The organism is Paraburkholderia susongensis (genome assembly GCF_900177725.1).
GTDB lineage: Bacteria > Pseudomonadota > Gammaproteobacteria > Burkholderiales > Burkholderiaceae > Paraburkholderia > Paraburkholderia susongensis.
In genome coordinates, this window is record NZ_FXAT01000004.1 from 482,721 (window position 1) to 503,416 (window position 20,696).

The window sequence follows — 20,696 nt, forward strand, 5'->3', positions numbered from 1 at the left end:
GTACGGTGCTGCTTCCGGCGCATCGGCCGCCCGCCGTCACTGTCATAATGCAGGACGTTGCCCGTCCATTGCGTGGCGTCATGTCTCGTGCTCCGGCGCGGGCTTTGCGCTCATCCGGCCGGCCGCCGTGTCCATCTCACCGGACGGCGGGCCTGCGTATTGCATCCGGAAAAGCCGAGATTATCCCCAAAACGTCATGTTTGAAGAAACCCGTGCCAATGTTCCGCTCGCCGAACGCCTGCGGCCTCGCAATATCGACGAAGTGATCGGCCAGGCGCATCTGCTCGGCCCGAACAAGCCGCTCAGGGTCGCGTTCGAATCCGGCGAAGCCCATTCGATGATCCTCTGGGGGCCGCCCGGCGTCGGCAAGACCACGCTCGCGCGGCTCATGGCCGACGCGTTCCATGCCGAGTTCATCGCGTTGTCGGCGGTGCTCTCGGGCGTGAAGGATATCCGCGAGGCGGTCGAGACCGCGCAGATTCATCGTGCGAACGGGCATCAGACGCTCGTGTTCGTCGACGAAGTGCATCGCTTCAACAAGAGCCAGCAAGACGCGTTCTTGCCGCACGTCGAGTCGGGGCTGTTCGTGTTCGTCGGCGCGACGACCGAGAACCCGTCGTTCGAGGTCAATAGCGCGCTGCTTTCGCGCGCGGCGGTCTACGTGCTGAAGAGCCTCACCGACGACGAACAGCGCGAACTGCTCGAGCGTGCGCAGCGGGAGCTCGGCGGCCTCACGTTCACCGACGAAGCGCGCGCCGCGCTGATCGGTTCCGCCGATGGAGACGGCCGCAAGCTCCTGAACAACCTCGAAATCGTCGCGCGCGCGGCGGCTCAGCAGAAGACCACCGAGATCGACGGCACGCTGCTCGGCAGTGCGCTTGCGGAAAACCTGCGCCGCTTCGACAAGGGCGGCGACGCATTCTACGACCAGATCAGCGCGCTGCATAAATCGGTGCGCGGCAGCAATCCGGACGGCGCGCTCTACTGGTTCTGCCGCATGCTCGACGGCGGCGCGGATCCGCGCTACCTCGCGCGGCGCATCGTGCGCATGGCGTGGGAGGACATCGGTCTCGCCGACCCGCGCGCCGCGCGCATCACGCTCGACGCCGCCGAAACCTACGAGCGGCTCGGCACGCCCGAGGGCGAACTGGCGCTCGCGCAGGCGGTCATCTATCTGGCGGTCGCACCGAAATCGAACGCCGGGTACAACGCGTATAACGAGGCGCGGCGCTTCGTCGGCAAGGATCAGTCGCGCGCGGTGCCGGTACATCTGCGCAATGCGCCCACGAAGCTCATGAAGGAGCTCGGCTACGGCCACGACTACCGCTACGCGCACGATGAACCCGATGCGTACGCGGCCGGCGAGACCTATCTGCCGGACGGCATGCGCGAGCCGCACTGGTATGAGCCGACGCCGCGCGGGCTCGAAGGCAAGATCGGCGAGAAGCTCGCAAGGCTCGCTGATCTCGATGCGCAGTGGCGCGCGCAGAACAAGGTGAAGAAGGGCTGAAGCGCATGGCAGGCTCGTGGCGATGCCGCGCCCGCCTCTCACCCTCCAGACGTTCCGGCCGCCCGCGCCGGTGCGTTAAAATCGCGGTTTCATACAACGAACATCCGTCCCATCCCATGCTCGACATCCAGCTGCTGCGCAAAGACCTCGACGGCGTCGCGAGGCGCCTCGCCGACCGCGGCTATACCCTCGACGTGGCGGCCTTCACCGCGCTCGAAGCGGAACGCCGCGACACCCAAACCCGCACCGAAGAAATGCAGGCGCGCCGCAACAGCCTGTCGAAGCAGATCGGCGCGATGAAAGGGCGCGGCGAGGACACCTCGGCGGTGATGGCCGAAGTCGGCGGCATCGGCGACGAGATGAAGGCGTCGGCCGCGAAGCTCGACGACATTCAGAAGCGTCTGTCGGACCTGCTGCTCGGCGTACCGAACCTGCCGCACGAGAGCGTGCCGGTGGGCCGCGACGAAACGGAAAACGTCGAAGTGCGCCGCTGGGGCACGCCGCGCCAGTTCGATTTCGAGGTCAAGGATCACGTCGACGTCGGCACGCCGCTCGGCCTCGATTTCGAAACGGGCGCGAAGCTCTCGGGCGCGCGCTTCACGATGCTGCGCGGCCAGATTGCGCGGCTGCATCGCGCGCTCGCGCAGTTCATGATCGACACGCACACGCAGCAGCACGGCTATACCGAGATCTACACGCCGTACATCGTGAATCCGGACATTCTGTACGGCACCGGCCAGCTGCCCAAATTCGCGGACGACATGTTCCGCGTCGAGAAGGGCGGCGGCGAACACACCGTCACGCAGTATCTGATCTCGACGTCGGAAATTTCGCTGACCAACACGGTGCGCGAGAGCATCGTCGAGGCGGACGCGCTGCCGATCAAGCTGACCGCGCATTCGCCGTGCTTCCGCTCGGAAGCGGGCTCGTATGGCCGCGACACGCGCGGCATGATCCGCCAGCATCAGTTCGACAAGGTCGAGATGGTGCAGATCGTCGCGCAGGAAGCGTCGTACGATGCGCTCGAACAGATGGTCGGCCACGCCGAGACGATTCTGCAGAAGCTCGAGTTGCCGTATCGCGTGATTACGCTGTGCACCGGCGACATGGGTTTTTCGGCCACGAAGACCTACGACCTCGAAGTGTGGCTGCCCGCGCAGAACACGTACCGCGAGATCTCGAGCTGCTCGAACACCGAGTCGTTCCAGGCGCGGCGCATGCAGGCGCGTTATCGCAACGCGCAGGGCAAGCCGGAACTCGTACATACGCTGAACGGCTCGGGGCTCGCGGTGGGCCGCACGCTCGTCGCCGTGCTCGAGAACTTCCAGAACGCCGATGGTTCGGTAACGGTGCCCGCGGCGCTGCGGCCTTATCTCGGCGGCGTCGAGCGGCTGGACGTGCCGGCGGCTTGAAGGCGCGAGGTCAAGGCGGATGTGGTGTCTCGTTGCGTCGTTCGGCGATACCGCAGCCGCTTGCCCTCTGCTTGTCTCCCGTTTGCCAGGCTCCTCTGAAAATTTTTTCGGCAGGGGGCTTGGAAAAGCGGATCGAGCTGTTTTATAATCGCTTTCTCCCAAGCAACGACCCGCTTGGATCTGACGAAGCAGTAGCTGGAAGTTGAAGCCGCACTGCGAGTTGGGATACCCGGAAAGGTGGCAGAGTGGTCGAATGCGCTGGACTCGAAATCCAGTGTACGGTTATACCGTACCGTGAGTTCGAATCTCACCCTTTCCGCCAAATTCTGAAGACCCCTTGATCTCACTGAGATCGAGGGGTTTTTGCTTTTGGCTGTCGAATTCCTTTGCCAAGGCAATTTGAAATTATTTGTACACGAGCCATTTACCGCTCGTCATCCTTTTCGTTTCTGCCGCCCTGCAAATATCTCAATCGACGCACGCCGCACGGTCCCCTAAGTCATATCTGGTACATATTCAGAGTTGGCGGCTGCGTGTCATAGGGGGTCGAAGTCCGAAAGTTTGCGGGCGACCGGCCCTCGGATCAACTTCTGAAAATGCGAATCTTCGCGGACCCCACAATTCTTGGAAATATTTTCCTTTTTTAGACGAAAAGTACTATTTTCTCCTGGCCTAATCCCTTAGGTCGGGGTACGATTTACGCCGACTGCAGCTTTTACGGGAATAATTTTCCTGTAAGCGATGGCTGCGAAGGCAATCGGTAAAAGGTTCGCGGGGTAGGTGACCGCGATCCCATACGCACCCGCTCCTGTCAATCTGGGCCACCGCGAGAAGCGCATTCGCGAACATCGGTCCAATCGGACATTCAAGACGTGCGTTCAAAGCACTTCAGGACAGTTGTTTTTAAGGACTGCAAATTTATTGTTTCGGGTCCTTATTCACTGTCCGTCCGAATCCCAGCAAATACATTCCGGTCTTTTTATCGGGAATTTTCCCGACCTTGGACATTACTCAGCATGATAAAACGACGTCAATTTGTCGGCGGCCTGACTGCACTCAGCGCAAGCTATCTTTTGAGCGCATGTGGCGCGGGAGGATCAGAAGACGCTAGCGGCAAAGCTTCGGATGCTTCCGGTTCGTCGGGCGCGCCCGGTTCTCCCAGCTCGTCCAACACCGCTGCCAGTGCAACGGCACGAGCGAAGTCGACCGACCCGAACAGCATCTCGATGCCGCCCGCCACCTCCATCACGGACAACTCCGGCAACGTCTGGACGCTTTCCGGCGGTTCGGTCTATCGCAACGGCGCGAAGGCAGGCGATACCTATAACGTCACGCTCGTGCTGTTTTACGGTGGCAATATTTATCATCAAGGCACGGGTGGTCAGTTCTACGAATGGACGGGCTCCGGCTGGGTATCCTGCAACGACCCGCGCCTCGGTGGCACCTCGGCCGACGGTACCGCACTGCCTGATTCGCCGTACATCATCGACAAGGTCGGCGCGATCTGGACACTTTCCAACGGCGTCGTCTACCGGAATGGCGCGACAGTCAGCGAGACGTACAACGTGTCGCTCGTGTTGTGGTATGGCGGCAAGATCTGGCATTGCGGGACGGGCGGTCAGTTCTATGTGAATACGGATGTCGCCGGTCAATGGCTGCCTTGCAGCGATCCGCGCATCGCGATCGCACCGGCCCCGGGCATGTTCTATGGCATGAACGGCCACTTCGACTACGCGTACACGCCCCAACAGCTCGTTTCGATCCTGAAGGCAATGGGCTGCACCAGCTATCGCGTCGGCTGCACCAACGATTCGACCCAGTTGAATGCGGTGATCGGACTCGCGCAGGCGTTCCAGTCGGCCGGCATGACCTTGGTGGTGTTGATCAATCAGGGTGTCTACGACGCCAACAACAATCTGCTCAATGGCGAGTCGGCCGCTTATAGCCAGGGTTACGCGGTAGCGCAGGCGATTGCCAACGCACTGAAGCCGTACGGTGTGACCATTTACGAATGCGGCAACGAGTTGACGAGACAGAACGCGACCGTGCTCAACTTCAGCTACGCGGGGACGAAAGCGTCCGACTTCAACAACGCGAACTGGCCGGTGATGCGAGGCGTGATGCGCGGGATGATCGACGGCGTGAAGTCGGTTCAGTCGAACGCCCAATGCGGCATCAATTTCTGCGTGGCCGATATCGGCGCTTCGGACGCGTTGTGGGACGGCATGCAGCCCGATGGCAGCGGTGGTTACCCGACCGTGCGCTGGGACATCACCACGTGGCACAACTACGAGGTGTACGGCGATGCCTTCGACGTCGGCACGGACGGCGCGGGTCCGGGTTTCGATCTGCCGACTTATTGCAAGGCCCGGTATGGCGTGCCGTTCATCATCTCCGAATGGAACACCGGACCGGAGCAAACAGAGGCCTACCGTGCGAACTACATCACGTCGCAGCTCGGCGAGTTCTATCAGAACCGCAAGACGCACAATATCCAGGCCGTGATGTATTACGTACTCGATAGTGGCGACGCCACGTACGGCATCATCCTCAACGGTAACCCGTTGAATCCGTCGTACAGTGCGTTTACGAGCTTCACGTCGGGCCATCCCGACAACTGACAGGCTAGTATCGACGCAAGCAGTGCTGCTCATTCGCCGGCGATGATGTCCGGCGCAAAGGGCAGCACGCCGACACCTCGTGTGAACATAAGCTTCCCGGAATTTAGTTCGGAAAACTGAATTGTTCGCACGATGGGCGATGAGGTTTGATAAACCTTCCAACCGCGCACCTGCCAGCGCTCCTCTCGATAGCGTAACAACCGCTCTCATACGCACCGCTTCAGCCGCTTTCAGCAGGGTCCATCCGCGATCCTCTGTACAATTGCCCGAAATCGCCCGATCGAGAGGCGGTTGCGGGCCGCTGCGCTTTCGAGCCTGGCGGATCATCTCGCGCCTGACCCCGCGACTCACATCGACTGAATTCATGGCCATTACCTACAAGACCCCCGACGATATCGCGAGGCTACGCATTGCCGGCCGCCTCGCGGCCGACGTACTGGCAATGATCGGCGAGCACGTCAAGGCCGGCGTGTCCACCGACGAACTCGACGCGCTGTGCAACGACTACATCGTCAACACGCAAAAGTCGATTCCGGCGAATGTCGGTTATATGGGCTTTCCGAAGACCGTCTGCACGTCGGTCAACAGCGTGGTGTGCCACGGCATCCCGAACCGCAACGAGGTCCTCAAGGACGGCGACATCATCAACATCGACGTCGCGATCATCAGGGACGGCTATTTCGGCGACACGAGCCGCATGTACTGCGTCGGCCAGCCGAGCACGGTCGCGCGTCAACTGGTCGACACGACCTACGAGGCGATGGTGGCCGGCATCCGCGAAGTGAAGCCGGGCGCGACGCTCGGCGACGTCGGCCACGCGATCCAGAAGGTTGCTCAGCGCGAGGGCTTCTCGATCGTGCGCGACTATTGCGGGCACGGCATCGGCAAGGTTTATCACGAAGATCCGCAGGTGCTGCACTACGGCCAGCCGGGGCAGGGCGTACGCCTGAAGCCGGGCATGGTGTTCACGATCGAGCCGATGATCAACGCGGGCCGTGCCGGCACGAGCGTGCAGCGCGACGGTTGGACCGTGGTCACGAAGGACCGCTCGCTCTCGGCGCAGTGGGAGCACATGGTCGCCGTGACCGACGACGGCTATGAACTGCTCACGCCGTGGCCGGACGGCACCGGCCGCTACGAGGCGCCGTGAGCGCGCCGCATGCGGCTTTGAAGCTTGCAGTCAATGCCAGCGACGCCGATTGTGGCCGGCATTGTTCGCATCCGATGCGAATGCCTCGCGTGCCCGGCTGTTCTGGTCAATAATAAATTGACTCGCGTGCCGGTTCGGTTAAAGCTACGTGTTAGGGTTTCAAGGGGTTTTCGTCTGCATGAGTCCGTCATTGACTGTTCGCCGCATCACCGCTGATCAGGGCGCCGTTTTTCGCGAACTCCGTACTGCGTCGCTGCGAGAGGCGCCCTATGCCTTCGGCGCGACGCTGGAGGACGCGTTATCGGCCGACGCCGCCAGTTTCGACGCCACTGCGGCGCAGCACGAGGTTTCGCTGTCCGTCGGCACCTTCATCCTCTACACCGAAGGCCATCCGGCCGGCCTGATCGAAGCGCATTTCGACGACACCGCCGCGCGTCGCGCGTTCGTTTGTGAACTGTGGGTAGCGCCGGCCGTGCGCCATCTGCGCGGCGGCGAACTGCTCGTCGACACGGCGAGCAACTGGCTCGCGGGCGCGGGCGCAGTGGAAATCTACGCGTGGGTCGCCGACGCCAACCGCACGGCGATGCGCTTCTACGAGGCGCTCGGCTTCGGTCCGGCCGGTGAGCACCGGCGCGGCGCGCGCGCTCCCGAGCAGGCCGAAAGTCTGCTGGTGCGGCACGTGACGGCCGCGTCGCAGGCGCATCAGTCGTGATCCCGCGGGCGGCGCGAGAGCCTGCCGCTCGCATTTGCCCGGCCTCTTCCTGGCCTCTCCCCGGCGCGAATTTTTTCCTGCGTCATTTTCTTCCGTATAGTCCACGATCACGGCCGCGCGACGAGCGCGGCCGCCCGTACCTGTGCGCGGCGCGCCAGGCGCGCGGCCTCTCGGGCCCGGCATCTCGCTGCGCAGTACGAGCGACAGCAGATTCTCCCGGCAAAAAAACTGGCCGTGTGCGTGTACGCCTGTAAAATACGCAAAATTTTTTGCCGAACGCTATGTCGCCCAAGAAATCGCCCTTTTTCGAACTTCGCAGCGGCTCTGTCGACACGCTCATGTTCGTGGTCAAGACGACCGACCTCGAAGCGATGCGCGCCGAACTGACGCGGCGCTTCGAGGCGACCCCCGAATTCTTCGCGAACGACGTCGTCGCGATCGACGTGCGGCGTCTCGCTGAAAACGAGCGCGTGCCGCTCGCCGACATCGCGCAACTGCTCGACAGCGTGCGCATGCGGCCGATCGGCGTGGTCGCCAATGCGGCGCAGGCGTGGGCGGCTGAAGCGGCGTTGCCGTTGCTCGAGGCGCGCGACCGCCGCGGCGGCGCAGCGAAGCAGAGCGACGAAGAGGGCGCGGCGGCAGCGGGCACGGCCGCCAACGCGGCTACCAACCTGGCTAGCAGCGCGGCTACAGGCGCTGCCGCAGACACAACCGCAAACAAAGCAACAAATCCGGCAACGAGCACGGCAGTCACCACGGCCATCCCGGCAGCCAGTTCCGGCGCCTCCGCCGCGCTCGAGCCAGCGGCGGGCGTCGAGCCGGTGAGGCTTGCCACGTCGTCGCAAACGATGGTGATCGACAAGCCGCTGCGCTCGGGCCAGCGCATTTACGCAAAAGGCGATCTCGTCGTGCTCGGCCTCGTGAGCTACGGCGCCGAGGTGATCGCGGAAGGCAATATCCACATTTACGCGCCGCTGCGCGGCCGGGCATTGGCCGGCGTGCAGGGCAATCACGACGCGCGCATTTTCTGCACGTGTCTCGAGCCGGAACTCATCTCGATCGCAGGCATCTATCGAACGACCGAGAACCCGCTGCCGGCCGACGTGCTCGGCAAGCCGGTGCAGATCTGGCTCGAAGAAGAAAAACTGATGATCGAACCGTTGCGGCTCACCTGAGAGGCGCGAAGCGCGCGTGGCTCATGGCGTTCTCCGGCACACGGCGTTTCACGGAAAAAAGGCCGCACATAACTGACGCATTTGACGAACACAAGGTAAGGGTAATGGCAAAAATCATTGTGGTGACTTCGGGCAAGGGTGGCGTGGGCAAGACGACCACGAGCGCGAGTTTTGCATCGGCCCTCGCATTGCGTGGCAGCAAGACCGCCGTGATCGACTTCGACGTCGGCCTGCGCAATCTCGACCTCATCATGGGCTGCGAGCGCCGCGTCGTGTATGACCTGATCAACGTGATCCAGGGCGAAGCCAATCTGAACCAGGCGCTCATCAAGGACAAGAAGTGCGAGAACCTGTTCATCCTGCCGGCCTCGCAGACGCGCGATAAAGACGCGCTCACGTTGGAAGGCGTCGAGAAGGTCATCAACGATCTGATCGCGATGGACTTCGAGTACATCGTTTGCGATTCGCCGGCCGGCATCGAATCGGGCGCGCTGCTCGCGATGCACTTCGCCGACGAGGCGCTGATCGTGACGAATCCGGAAGTGTCGTCGGTACGCGACTCGGACCGCATTCTCGGCATCCTCTCGTCGAAGACGAAGCGCGCGATCGAAGGCAAGGAGCCGATCAAGGAACATCTGCTTATCACGCGCTACAACCCGAAGCGCGTCAACGAAGGAGAAATGCTCTCGCTCACCGACATCCAGGAAATTCTGCGCATCGATCTGATCGGCGTGATTCCGGAATCGGAAGCCGTGCTGCACGCGTCGAACCAGGGTCTGCCGGCCGTGCATCTCGACGGTACCGATGTGGCCGAATCCTACAAGGACGTCGTGTCGCGTTTCCTCGGCGAGCAGAAATCGCTCCGCTTTGTCGATTACCAGAAGCCCGGGCTGCTGCAGCGCCTCTTCGGCACCAAGTAAGGGGAGCGCACGTAATGTCGATTCTTTCGTTTTTGCTGGGCGAGAAAAAGAAGTCCGCGTCGGTAGCGAAGGAACGCCTGCAGTTGATCATCGCGCACGAGCGCGCCAGCGGCCATGCGCCCGCCGATTATCTGCCTGCGTTGCAACGCGAACTGGTGGCCGTGATCTCGAAGTACGTGAAGATCTCCAATGACGATATTCGCGTAAGCCTCGAGCGTCAGGACGATCTCGAAGTGCTCGAGGTCAAGATCGAAATACCGCAGGTCTGATCGTTCGTTGGACCGCGTGCCCGGCCGCTCGTTGGCGGCCGGTTGTGCGCCGCGTGCACCGCGTGCGGTGCGCTGCATGGTGTCGCGGTGATTCGACGCGATGCTGTGCGGCGTGTGCCGTCTGCTTTCCGCTTCCCTGCTTTTCCGCTTGTGCGGCGTTCGTTCGTGCTCGCGCGTGCGCTCGCATGTGAGTTCTCGCCGAAGTCTCCTCATCGAAGTTCTCTCGCCGAAACTCTTCCATTCGTCGGCCTCTCCCAATCCCGGCCTCTGCGGCGCTCGCCGCGCTCCATGCTCCGGTCGAAATAATCCGTTGCACTTCAGCGTGTGCCGTTACACGGGCATCGTCAGCCGTGCCGAACCCTCGCGCATTAAACCGGTAACGCCGCATCCGGTGTTCAACCAAAGAGGGAAATCATGAACAGAACCTTTCGCCTGCTGCTTGCCAACACCGTGCTGATTGCCGCCGGCGCCGCCGCGATGGCGTCGGCTTCGGCAGAGGAAGTCGTCATCGTTGCGCCGTCCGCGCCGCCGCCGGTCCGCTTCGAAGCGGTGCCCGCGCCGCGTGTCGGCTATGTGTGGGACCACGGTCACTGGCGCTGGGATCATGGCCGCTACGTATGGGTCGGCGGACACTGGCAGGCTGAACGCGTCGGCTATCACTGGATGCCGGGTCACTGGATCGAGCACGGTCCGAACTATCGCTGGGTTCCGGGTCACTGGGCGTAACCGGGCGCAGACGGCGCGTTGGCGTTCAGCGGCGCGCGGCGCATGGCGGTCGACATCGCCCGCGCCGTGTGTTCAGGTTTGATGGAACGGGCGCGCTATAGCGCGCCTGTGAGTATGGAGAAACACGCAATGAAAAAGAATCTGCTCGTGCTTGCCGCGCTCGCGGTGATGCTCGCCGGCTGTGTCGTCGTACCCGCGCGGCCGATGTACGTGCACGCGCCGCGCGTGGTCGTCTACTGACGCGGTGTGTCGGGGGCGTTGGTCGCTTCGTCGGTTGCCCGGTTTGTTGCTTCGTTTGCCGCTTCGTTTGTCCCGGTGTGTGGGGCGGTGTTTGCGGCGGCGTCTGCAGCTTCTGCAGCGTCTGCCGCCGCGTTAGCAACGGTATTTGCAGTGGCGTTTGCAGTGGCCTCCGTCATACGGTCCTCAGCGCCGTTCTCCGCGACGTTTGCCTCTGCGCTCGTGACGGACGCATCGGCTTCGGACACCTCGGCGACAGGCTCAGGCGCTTCGACCTCGGGCACTTCCGGCACCGGCGCGGGTGCCGGTTGCGGCAGCGGCGCCATATAACGCTGCGCCAGCGACTCATAGAGCGGCGGCGCGAACAAGCGCGACACGCGGCTCGCAATCAACGCGGTGGCCATCAGCGAAATTACGAGCGCATGGCCGTCGATCATCTCCATCACGATCACGAACGACGTAATCGGTGATTGCGTCACTGCCGCGAGATAGCCGACCATCGCGAGCGCGATCAGCATCGGCAATTGCATCGAGCCGAACACGATGTGCAGCAGATTGCCGAAGCCCGCGCCGATCGACAGCGATGGTGCGAAGATGCCGCCCGGAATGCCGGGCAGGTATGAGCCGACCATCGCGATCATCTTCAGGAACGGATAGAACACCGACAACTGCTCATGTCCGTCGAGCAAACCGCGCGCTTCCGCATAGCCGCTGCCGAACGTCGTACCGCCCGAGATCACACCCACCACCGCGATCGCGAAGCCGCACAACGCGGCAAACACGACCGGCCGTTCGCCGTGCAGCTGACGCAGCGGCGCGGGAATCCAGCGCGCGGTATTGAGCAGCAGCCAGCAGAATATGCCGCCGGCGATTCCCGTGACGATCGCCGTGAGCAGCACCGCGAGCGCGAGCAGATCGGGGAAATGCGCGCCGATCTGGATCGTGCCGAAATACGTGTAGTTGCCGTTCAGCCCGAGCGCGACCACGCCCGCGATGATGATCGCCGTGATCAGCACGCCGCTCGCGCGCGCTTCGAAGCTGCGCGTCAGTTCCTCGATGGCGAACACGATGCCGGCAAGCGGCGTATTGAACGCGGCGGACAGACCCGCGGCCGCGCCGGCGAGCGCGAGCTGCCGTTCGATCTGTGCGTTCGAGCGCGGATAGAGCCGGCGCAGATTGAACATGAGCGCGGCGCCGACCTGCACGGTGGGCCCTTCGCGGCCGATCGTGAAGCCGCCGAGAATCCCGAGAAACGACACTGCGATCTTGCCGAGCAGAATCCGCAGCGACAGCAGCCGCGCGCCGTATGTACTGGGATTCGCGTGCAGCGTCGCGATCACCTGCGGGATGCCGCTGCCTTCCGCGCCGCGAAAGAACGTGCGCGTGAGCCAGACGGCGAGCGCCGCGACGGCGGGCGTGATCAGCAGCGGCGCCCACACGTACTGATGCTGCACGTGGCGAAACGCGTCGTAGCCCCAGTCGATCAGGCGGGCGTAGAGCACCGCGATGAGGCCGACCGCGATCGCGCCGAGCCAGAAGACACCGTACTGCCGCCACAGACGTTTAGCGCGGCGTACGACAAGGGGCGAACTGGGAGAGAAGGGCCGGGACATGGAGTGGGGGAGTGGGCGGGTGCGCAAAAGCAAAAGTATAAGGCGCGAGATGAGGGTAAAAATTGGTGAAAGTGTTTTGAAATACGTTAATGTGGCGAATTGTCAGGAACCCGGTGTAACGCGCTGTATTGAGCGACAGACCGCGTACTGCGGCGTTTGGCCGGATCTGATGAAATCGTCAGCTAAAATAGGTTTAATTTCGAACAATGAACAGACCCTCAATGAAGCGAATCCTTATTGTCAAGGTCACTTCACTAGGCGATATCGTGCAGGCGTTGCCGGTCGTGGCCGATATCAAACGCGCGTTTCCAGGCGTTCAGGTCGATTGGGCGGCTGACGAAGCGTTCGCGGAACTGGTGCACTGGAGCGAGGGCGTCGACCGCGTGCTTTGCGCGCCGCTGCGCCGCTTCAAGAAAGCGCGCCGCTGGAGCGATCTCAAGGCGATCTGGGCGTCCATCGCGGAACTGCGTGCTTACCGCTACGACTACATCATCGACATTCACGGCGTCTACAAGAGCGCCATTATCGCCTTCCTCGCGCGCTCGTCGCAGCGCATCGGCTATCAATCCCAGGATCTGGGCGAACGCGGCGCCGCGTTCGCGTACACCGGCCGCTTCGGCCCGCGTCCGCAAGGCAATGCGTGGCACGGCATGCGCATCAGCGCGAGCGAGGCGCTCGGCTACGAAGTGGACGGCCCGCCCATCTACAACCTGCGCTTACCCGAGCCGCTCACGCAGCCGTTCACGCCCGGCAGCGCGCCCGTCGCGGCGTTCTTTCACGCCACGTCAAAAAACGACAAGAAATGGCCACCCGGTCATTGGGCGGCGATCGGCCGCGAACTGAGTGAGCGCGGCTTTCACGTGGTGCTGCCGTGGGGTTCGGCCGGCGAGCGTGCCGAAGCCGAGCAGATCGCGGCACAGGTGCCGGGCGCGACCGTGCTGCCGTCAATGAGCGTGACCGAGATCGCGCAGATGATCGACGCCTGCGCGCTCGTCGTTGGCACAGACACCGGTTTCGTCCATCTCGCGCACGCGCTGCAGAAGCGCACCGTGATGATCTTCACCGCGACCTCGCCGTCGCATTGCGGCGTCGACGCGCCGTTCCGTTCGATCTCGATCGGCGACGGGCGCTCGGTGCCGCCCATCGGCACGGCGCTCGAAGCGCTCGACTACGTGCTCGCCAGCTCGGACCAGTTCGCGGAGCAGCACGGCTCAGCCGCCGCCTGAGTCCCGCGAGTCCTTTTCCCGCGTTATTGCGCAATCGTTTGCGCGGAAAGTTTGCACGAAAGAAAAGAGGCGCGACGCGCACTCCACTCGTGCGAGCGGGTAGTGTCGCGTCGCGCCTCCAAAAACGCCCGTGTCGGGGAACGACGGGCGGAGAGGAATCGATTACACGCCTGTTAAATCTGTTTCGTTGAGCGCCGCGGCGGCGCGTACGTTCTGCGGCGAATCCAGCGCGCTCCAGCGAACCGTTGCGATGCAACGCCTCAATGCCCGGCCTCTATGCAGGAAGCCTATGCCGGCTATTTATCCAGCGGGCCGCGTATGCACTGCCGGCAAGGCCTGCGTGACACCACTGTGCTCAACGCAGTATAGGCGGTGTTCTCCGCCATATCGACGCGATGCCGGACCTGCGGCGCCCAGGTATCGAATGGGTGGATCAGCCGTGCCAATCCTGTAACACCTGCGTGAACTTCCCTTACAAATGGCAACGTTCGCCGGGGGGCGGATCGTGTTCAATCGAGACATTCGGGGCTTGGACTCGAATCAATCTGACTCGATGGAGAACAACATGAAACGCTTGATTCTGACTCTCGCCGCCGGCACGCTCCTCGCAACGGCACTAGGCGGCTGCGTCATCGCGCCGGCGCCGGGCTACTACTACGGTGGCGGCGGCTATTACCATCACGGCTACTATGGCTACCGTTGAAGCCGATGCCCAGCGCCGCTCAGGTCACGAGCATTTCGAATGCGATGACCGCGGCGATGGCCGCCGCGTTTGCCGCGAGCGCTTCGACGACAATGCCTTTCCACGTCGCCGGACGAAAACGCAGGGCAAGCAGCAACGCGCCGAGCAAGGCCAGCGCGATGATCATCACGATGTCGGCATTGTGAAGATGGATGCTCATGCGAGTCTCCCTGTTTCTCTTAGGGTTATGTCAGGGAGTATAGGCAAGTCAAAAAGACGCGCAAGGCGGGGGATTTACCCAGGCGCGTCCGCCAAATGGCCAGCAGGAAAGAGGGGTGCCGGATGCATCGAGGATGCATCCGGCACTGCCCGGCTCGTGCGCGCAGCTTCATCGCTGCGTCATTTCATGAGGCTTTCGTCGCGCGTTTCGCGCATGCACAGCACGCCCAGCAGGCTCACGGCCGCGGCGACCGACACATACGCGCCGACCCACGGCAGCCCGCCGTGCGCGGCGAGCACCTGCGCGATATACGGCGCCACCGACGCGCCGAGAATCCCGCCGAGGTTATAGGCGACACCGGCGCCGGTATAGCGCACGTTGGTCGGGAACAGCTCCGGCAGCAGCGCGCCCATCGGCGCGAAGGTCACGCCCATCAGGAACAGCTGGATCACGAGGAACAGCAGCACGAGGAGCGGCTCGCCGCTGCCGAGCAGCGGCGCCATCGTGAAGCCCGACAGGATCGCCGCGATGATGCCGACGATCAGCACCGGCTTACGCCCGAAGCGGTCGCTCGCGTGCGCCGACAGCGGCGTCGCGAGCGCCATGAACACGACCGCGATGCACAGCAGGCCGAGGAAGGTCTGCCGCGAAATATGCAGTGTACCGACGCCGTACGACAGCGAGAATGTCGTCGCGTTGTAGAACAGCGTGTAGCAGACCACCATCGCGAGCGCGCCGAGAATGGTGGGCACCCAGTGTTGCGAGAACAGCGTCGCGATCGGCACGCGCACGCGTTCCTTGCGCTCGATCGCGGCCGTGAATGCCGGCGTCTCGGCGATCTTCAGACGCACGTAGAGGCCGAGCGCCACCAGCACCGCGCTGACGATGAACGGCACGCGCCAGCCCCAGCTGCGGAACTGCTCGTCGGAGAGCGACAGGGAGAGCGCGAAGAACAGGCCGTTCGACGCGAGAAAGCCGATCGAGGGCCCAAGCTGCGGGAACATGCCGAACCAGCCGCGCTTGCCGGCCGGCGCGTTTTCGGTGGCGAGCAGCGCGGCGCCGCCCCATTCGCCGCCGAGGCCGATGCCCTGGCCGAAACGCAGCACGCACAGCAGGATCGGCGCGAGGCTGCCGATCGCGTCGTAGCCCGGCACGAAGCCGATCAGCGTGGTGGACAGGCCCATCACGAGCAGCGACGCGACGAGCGTCGACTTGCGGCCGATGCGGTCGCCGAAGTGGCCGAACAGGAACGAGCCGATCGGCCGCGCCACGAACGCGATGCCGAACGTGACGAACGCCGATAGCGCCTGCGCGGTGGCCGAGCCGTGCGGGAAGAACACGGGGCCGATGACGAGCGCCGCAGCGGTCGCGTAGACATAGAAATCGTAGAACTCGATCGCGGTGCCGATGAAGCTCGCGAAGATGATTCGCGCGCTACTGTTTTGCCCGCTTGCGGGCTGGGCCGCGGAAATCGGCGAAGTGGACATGCAAGGGTCTCCATATGTCGTGACGCCGCTCCTCGCTGTGCCTTGTTTCGCAGACAGGCGGCGCGCGGGGGCGGCATCCTCGTTGAGGTTATAAGCTGCGGCGCCGCTCGCGGGTGGTGCCGCAGCATTGCAACAATCGGCTCGTGCGCCGCACCGGCGGGTAGACGGACGGCGTGAGTCATGCCGGAAGGCTCCGGCGCGGGGAATCGGAAAATTATAGCGAGCGCCGTTGTTGCACAGCAATGGCGGCGTAAGGCTGCGGGTGCAATGATAGCCGCGTGCGCCCGAGGACTTCACGCCGCAGTGTGCCGTGCCGCGCACCGCGATGTGTGACGCGGCACGCGCAACCCGCGCTCAGTCGAGCGTTTCCGCTTGCGGCGCCGCCAGCTCGCGCAACTGGAATTTACCGTTGTCGTTGAAGAGCCAGTCTTCGAACAGTTCGAGCTGGCCGCGACCGTTCAGCAGTTTGCCGGGCGGTATCGGCAGAGGCGCGGAGCGCCGCAGCGTCGCGAGCGCGGTGCTTTCGGCTTCGTCGTCGCCGTTGGTGCGATAGATCGACGACTCGACGATGCGTCCGTTGCGATCGACCGTGAACGAAACCACCACGAGCGAGCGCAGCATCGCCTGCGGCTTGCCTTGCAGCACATACGACGGATTGCGTTCGGTGATGCGCCGCGCGACCGCGTCGCGGTATTGATCAAGTGCCGCGCTGTTGATCGCGGCGACCGGCGTGTTGACGGTTTCGTGCGGCATCAGCGGTGTGATCGTACAGCCGGCGAGGGTGGCGATGCCGAGCGCGGCAAGCAGTGCGCGAGGTGTGCGCAACGACAGCGGCAATGACAGCGGCAACGCACTCGCGCGCGCCGTTGCGGCGAAGCGTTCGATGCGTTGCAAGCGTTGAATCACACGGCGGGGCAGAAGGGTAGATATGCGGGAGAGCATCGTCGACGGACACTGCGAAGAGGGCCTGATTGGATGGTAGTCAAAAACCGTCAGTATTCAATCAGCGTTCGCCCGCTGCTGTACTTGCTGTTGCGCGTGCTCATGCATGCGCCCGCTACGCGTACTCACGACGCGTGCAGCGCCTCGCTGTAACGGCCGGAAATATGCGCGAATTGGTCGCGACGAGAAACGCGCCTACACTTTAATGGCCTCTTCAATGAGGCATCGGTGGAAGTCTTTTTCAGCCCGCTTTGCGCGGGCTTTCTTTTACCTTCTGTGCGTGGCTCATGCGGCTCGCACGAAAGAAGCGATCCGGGTGAAGGCGAAAAAAAAGCGAACCCGCATAGTGGGTTCGCCTTCTTCATGCCCGCAGGGAAGCGGACGACAGCAGGACCGCAAGCGCACGCTCACAGCCCCGCCCGAACATCGCTCACTTCAGCGCCGCGCGCGCCGCTTTCACCGCGGCCAGCACCTGCTCCGGCGCCGTGCCGCCCGGATGATTGCGGCTCGCGACCGACCCTTCGAGCGTCAGATACGAGAACACGTCCTCGCCGATCAGATGCGCGGCGTTCGGCAGCTCGCTGCGCATTTCGTCGAGCGTGAGGTCCGCGAGATCGCAGCCGCGATCGGCGCACACGCGCACCGCGAGCGCAACCGCTTCGTGCGCGTCGCGAAACGGCAGGCCGCGCTTGACGAGATAGTCGGCGAGGTCGGTCGCCGTGGAAAAGCCTTGCAGCGCGGCCTCGCGCATCGCCTGCGGCTTGACCGTGATGCCGGCGACCATTTCAGCGAAGATGCGCAGCGTGTCGGCGACCGTATCGACGGTGTCGAACAGCGGCTCCTTGTCTTCCTGATTGTCCTTGTTGTACGCGAGCGGCTGGCCCTTCATGAGCGTGAGCAGCGCCATCAGATGGCCGTTCACGCGGCCGGTCTTGCCGCGCGCGAGTTCGGGCACGTCCGGGTTCTTCTTCTGCGGCATGATCGACGAGCCGGTGCAGAAGCGGTCGGCCAGATCGATGAAGCCGACGCGCGGGCTCATCCACAGCACGAGTTCTTCGGAGAAGCGCGACACGTGTGTCATCACGAGCGCGGCAGCAGCCGTGAATTCGATCGCGAAGTCGCGGTCGGAGACGGCGTCGAGCGAGTTCGCGCAGATGCCGTCGAAGCCGAGCGCCTTTGCCACGGCATGGCGGTCGATCGGATAGCTCGTGCCGGCGAGCGCCGCCGCGCCGAGCGGCAGACGGTTCATGCGCTTGCGGCAGTCGATCATGCGCTCGGCGTCACGCGAGAACATTTCGACGTAGGCGAGCAGGTGATGGCCGAACGTGACCGGCTGCGCGACCTGCAGGTGCGTGAAGCCCGGCATGATGGTCGATGCGTTCTTCTCCGCGATATCGAGCAGCGCGGTGCGCAGCCCGGTGAGCAGCCCGCCGATGCGGTCGATCTCGCCGCGCAGCCACAGGCGGATGTCGGTCGCGACCTGGTCGTTGCGCGAGCGGCCGGTGTGCAGGCGCTTGCCGGCGTCGCCGATCAGCGCGGTCAGGCGCGCTTCGATATTGAAGTGGACGTCTTCGAGATCGAGCTGCCATTCGAATTCGCCGCGCTCGATTTCACCCTTGATCTGCGCCATGCCGCGCTCGATCGCGGCGAGGTCGTCGGCGGAGATGATCTTTTGCGCGGCGAGCATCGAGGAGTGCGCGAGCGACCCTTCGATGTCGACGAGCGCGAGACGCTTGTCGAAGAAAACCGACGACGTATAGCGTTTGACGAGCTCCGACATCGGCTCCGAGAAGCGCGCCGACCAGGCTTCGCTTTTTTTGTGCAGTTGGGACGTCATGGTGTTGGGCGGTTAGGCGTGTTAAACAGCAGTTGAGCGGGTGGTTATGCGGCAGTTTGAGGCGATGCTGCGACGGCTATGCGCTGGCTCGGCGAGCGGCGCGGACCCCAGCGACGCGACTGCGCGTGCCATGCAAAAGCGCCGCCGCGGCGAAGAAAGATAGCGATTTTAACACCGGGAGCGCGCGTTCAAAGCGCTGCCGCCGCTCTCGCGCCTACTCCCGCACCAGCACCACGAGCTTCAAATCCTCGCGATGCGCGGGCTTGAACGTGATCTGGTCATAGACGATGCACCCGTCGCGCGGATGATTGAATTCGCGCCGCCCGCCCTCGCGCCCGCCGACGTCCTGCGACGCCCAGTAGCGCGCGAACTCGTCGCTCGCGGCGGACAGCGAATCGATCAGCGCGCGCGTCGGCGCGTCGCTCAGATGGCGGATCGAATCGGCGCGGAATTCGGCGGCAAGCCGTCGGGCCCGCGTTTCCCAATCGACGATCAGCGCGCGCGCGGCCGGCTCGGTGAACGTGTAGCGCAGCAGGTTGCGGTCGTGCGCGCCATCGAGCCAGCCGACGAACAGATCGGCCGCGCGCTCGTTCCACGCGAGCGCATTCCACTGGCGATCGAGCACGTAGGCCGGTGTGTTCACGAGTTGCACCGTTTGCAGCAGCGTGGCGGGCGCATCGGCGGCGGCCGGGTCGGGCTCGGCCGGATCGCGCTGCGCGGCGAGTTCGAACAGGTAGGCGCGCTCGGCGCGCGAGAGCTGCAACGCCACCGCGATGCGCGCGAGCGCGTCGGCGGAAGCGGACACCGGCCGGCCCTGCTCGATCCACGTGTACCAGGTCGGGCTCACGCCGCACAATTGCGCGACTTCCTCGCGCCGCAGGCCGGGCGTGCGGCGGCGCGGTCCGGGCGGCAGGCCGACCGCCTGGGGCGCGAGCCGCTCGCGGTGGGCGCGGATGAAGTCGCCGAGCGCGCGGGCCGGCGTGGCGTCGAGCGGCGGCGGGTGATCGGCGGAAGACGGCGTGCTCATGCGATTGGGTTGCGCGTGGAGGGGGTAATAGAGATACCAGAATAATTGCTTAACTTGTACTGGTACACGGCTGCTTCTATTGTAGCGGCTGGAACCCCGCAACGCGCTGCCATCCCACACCTAACTGGAGCTACCCATGAAGCATCACGATCAGGTCGCCGACGCCTTCGGCTCGACCGCCGCCGCCTATTTGACGAGTCAGACCCATGCCACCGGCGCCGATCTGCGCACGCTTGCCGACGCGATTGCCGCGACGCCGGGCGCGAGCGTGCTGGATATGGGCTGCGGCGCGGGGCACGCGAGTTTCGCGGTCGCGCCGCACGCGCGGGAGGTCGTGGCGTACGACATCGCGCCGCAGATGCTCGCAACGGTCGAAGGCGCGGCGAAAGACCGGGGCCTCGCCAACATCCGCACGCAGCAGGGCGCGGCCGAAACGCTGCCGTTCGCCGATCATTCGTTCGACTGGGTGGTGAGCCGCATGAGCGCGCATCACTGGCACGACGTGCCGCGCGCGCTCGCCGAGGTGCGGCGCGTGCTGAAGCCGGGCGGCAAGGTGCTGTTCATCGATATCGCGGGCATCGATCATCCGCTGCTCGACACGCATATTCAGGCGATCGAACTGTTGCGCGACGGCTCGCACATTCGCGACTACCGCGCCGACGAATGGGTCGCGCTGTTCGAAGCCGCGGGTTTCAAGGCGTCGATTCGCGAGCGCTGGCGTATCGACCTCGAGTTCAGTTCGTGGGTCGCGCGCATGCGCACGCCCGAGCCGCGCGTCGTCGCGATTCGCTCGCTGTGGGACAACGCGCCGGATGAAGTGCGCCAGTATTTCGACGTGCAGGCGGACCACTCATTCAAGCTCGACGCGTTGATGATCGACGCGCATTGAAAAAAGCCGTGCATGACCGATGAGTCATGCACGGCTTTTTG

At 63.9% G+C, this 20,696-nt stretch carries 18 protein-coding genes and 1 tRNA gene; 13 read left to right on the forward strand and 6 right to left on the reverse strand.

Features of this window, described 5'->3' with window-relative positions; translation table 11 throughout:
* Positions 1-196 precede the first annotated feature (196 nt).
* The 10 genes from B9Z01_RS15050 to B9Z01_RS15095 all read left to right on the forward strand — a co-directional run bounded on the left by B9Z01_RS15050 (position 197) and on the right by B9Z01_RS15095 (position 10,495).
* Positions 197-1,510: a replication-associated recombination protein A gene (locus B9Z01_RS15050; RefSeq protein WP_085484301.1), complete on the forward strand. Its 1,314-nt coding sequence runs from the start codon at positions 197-199 to the stop codon at positions 1,508-1,510.
* Positions 1,511-1,626: 116 nt separating this feature from the next.
* A complete protein-coding gene (gene serS, locus B9Z01_RS15055; protein ID WP_085484303.1) occupies positions 1,627-2,922 on the forward strand; it encodes a serine--tRNA ligase in 1,296 nt (431 codons plus the stop codon).
* A 231-nt stretch (positions 2,923-3,153) separates the two neighbouring features.
* A tRNA-Ser gene (locus B9Z01_RS15060) sits at positions 3,154-3,244 on the forward strand.
* A 694-nt stretch (positions 3,245-3,938) separates the two neighbouring features.
* Positions 3,939-5,543: a hypothetical protein gene (locus tag B9Z01_RS15065; protein ID WP_085484305.1), complete on the forward strand. Its 1,605-nt coding sequence runs from the start codon at positions 3,939-3,941 to the stop codon at positions 5,541-5,543.
* 364 nt (positions 5,544-5,907) lie between these two features.
* Entirely contained in the window at positions 5,908-6,693 is a 786-nt protein-coding gene (map, locus tag B9Z01_RS15070) for a type I methionyl aminopeptidase (protein WP_085484307.1), read from the forward strand.
* A gap of 178 nt (positions 6,694-6,871) precedes the next feature.
* Positions 6,872-7,405, forward strand: coding sequence for a GNAT family N-acetyltransferase (locus B9Z01_RS15075; RefSeq protein WP_085484309.1), 534 nt, complete (start codon positions 6,872-6,874; stop codon positions 7,403-7,405).
* 281 nt (positions 7,406-7,686) lie between these two features.
* Positions 7,687-8,580 carry a septum site-determining protein MinC gene (minC, locus tag B9Z01_RS15080; RefSeq protein ID WP_085484311.1) on the forward strand — a complete coding sequence of 298 codons (894 nt, stop codon included), beginning with the start codon at positions 7,687-7,689 and terminating at the stop codon, positions 8,578-8,580.
* A 104-nt stretch (positions 8,581-8,684) separates the two neighbouring features.
* Positions 8,685-9,500: a septum site-determining protein MinD gene (minD, locus tag B9Z01_RS15085; protein WP_085484313.1), complete on the forward strand. Its 816-nt coding sequence runs from the start codon at positions 8,685-8,687 to the stop codon at positions 9,498-9,500.
* 14 nt (positions 9,501-9,514) lie between these two features.
* The gene (gene minE, locus B9Z01_RS15090) at positions 9,515-9,769 is read left to right on the forward strand and encodes a cell division topological specificity factor MinE (RefSeq protein WP_085484315.1); all 255 of its coding nucleotides are present in this window, start codon (positions 9,515-9,517) and stop codon (positions 9,767-9,769) included.
* Between the two features lie 414 nt (positions 9,770-10,183).
* The gene (locus B9Z01_RS15095; RefSeq protein ID WP_085484317.1) at positions 10,184-10,495 is read left to right on the forward strand and encodes a YXWGXW repeat-containing protein; all 312 of its coding nucleotides are present in this window, start codon (positions 10,184-10,186) and stop codon (positions 10,493-10,495) included.
* Between the two features lie 233 nt (positions 10,496-10,728).
* Here the strand turns inward: B9Z01_RS15095 and B9Z01_RS15105 are convergent, their stop codons facing one another.
* Positions 10,729-12,345 carry a chloride channel protein gene (locus B9Z01_RS15105; protein WP_085484321.1) on the reverse strand — a complete coding sequence of 539 codons (1,617 nt, stop codon included), beginning with the start codon at positions 12,343-12,345 and terminating at the stop codon, positions 10,729-10,731.
* Between the two features lie 221 nt (positions 12,346-12,566).
* On the opposite strand from B9Z01_RS15105, the gene waaC reads away from it, so the two are divergent.
* Positions 12,567-13,571 (forward strand): lipopolysaccharide heptosyltransferase I, encoded by a 1,005-nt coding sequence (waaC, locus tag B9Z01_RS15110; RefSeq protein ID WP_085484323.1) that lies wholly within the window; start codon positions 12,567-12,569, stop codon positions 13,569-13,571.
* Between the two features lie 565 nt (positions 13,572-14,136).
* Positions 14,137-14,274 (forward strand): hypothetical protein, encoded by a 138-nt coding sequence (locus B9Z01_RS35575; RefSeq protein WP_167387493.1) that lies wholly within the window; start codon positions 14,137-14,139, stop codon positions 14,272-14,274.
* A 19-nt stretch (positions 14,275-14,293) separates the two neighbouring features.
* Here the strand turns inward: B9Z01_RS35575 and B9Z01_RS15115 are convergent, their stop codons facing one another.
* The 5 genes from B9Z01_RS15115 to B9Z01_RS15135 all read right to left on the reverse strand — a co-directional run bounded on the left by B9Z01_RS15115 (position 14,294) and on the right by B9Z01_RS15135 (position 19,766).
* Positions 14,294-14,473, reverse strand: a complete 180-nt coding sequence (locus tag B9Z01_RS15115; protein ID WP_085484325.1) for a hypothetical protein — start codon at positions 14,471-14,473, stop codon at positions 14,294-14,296.
* Between the two features lie 179 nt (positions 14,474-14,652).
* A complete protein-coding gene (locus B9Z01_RS15120) occupies positions 14,653-15,960 on the reverse strand; it encodes an MFS transporter (protein ID WP_085484327.1) in 1,308 nt (435 codons plus the stop codon).
* Positions 15,961-16,314: 354 nt separating this feature from the next.
* Positions 16,315-16,854, reverse strand: coding sequence for an energy transducer TonB family protein (locus B9Z01_RS15125; RefSeq protein ID WP_420814672.1), 540 nt, complete (start codon positions 16,852-16,854; stop codon positions 16,315-16,317).
* A gap of 478 nt (positions 16,855-17,332) precedes the next feature.
* Positions 17,333-18,739, reverse strand: a complete 1,407-nt coding sequence (argH, locus tag B9Z01_RS15130; protein WP_085484331.1) for an argininosuccinate lyase — start codon at positions 18,737-18,739, stop codon at positions 17,333-17,335.
* Between the two features lie 214 nt (positions 18,740-18,953).
* Positions 18,954-19,766 carry a helix-turn-helix transcriptional regulator gene (locus tag B9Z01_RS15135; RefSeq protein WP_085484333.1) on the reverse strand — a complete coding sequence of 271 codons (813 nt, stop codon included), beginning with the start codon at positions 19,764-19,766 and terminating at the stop codon, positions 18,954-18,956.
* 136 nt (positions 19,767-19,902) lie between these two features.
* Here B9Z01_RS15135 and B9Z01_RS15140 point away from each other — a divergent pair, with 136 nt between their 5' ends.
* The gene (locus B9Z01_RS15140) at positions 19,903-20,655 is read left to right on the forward strand and encodes a class I SAM-dependent methyltransferase (RefSeq protein WP_085484335.1); all 753 of its coding nucleotides are present in this window, start codon (positions 19,903-19,905) and stop codon (positions 20,653-20,655) included.
* Positions 20,656-20,696: the final 41 nt, after the last annotated feature.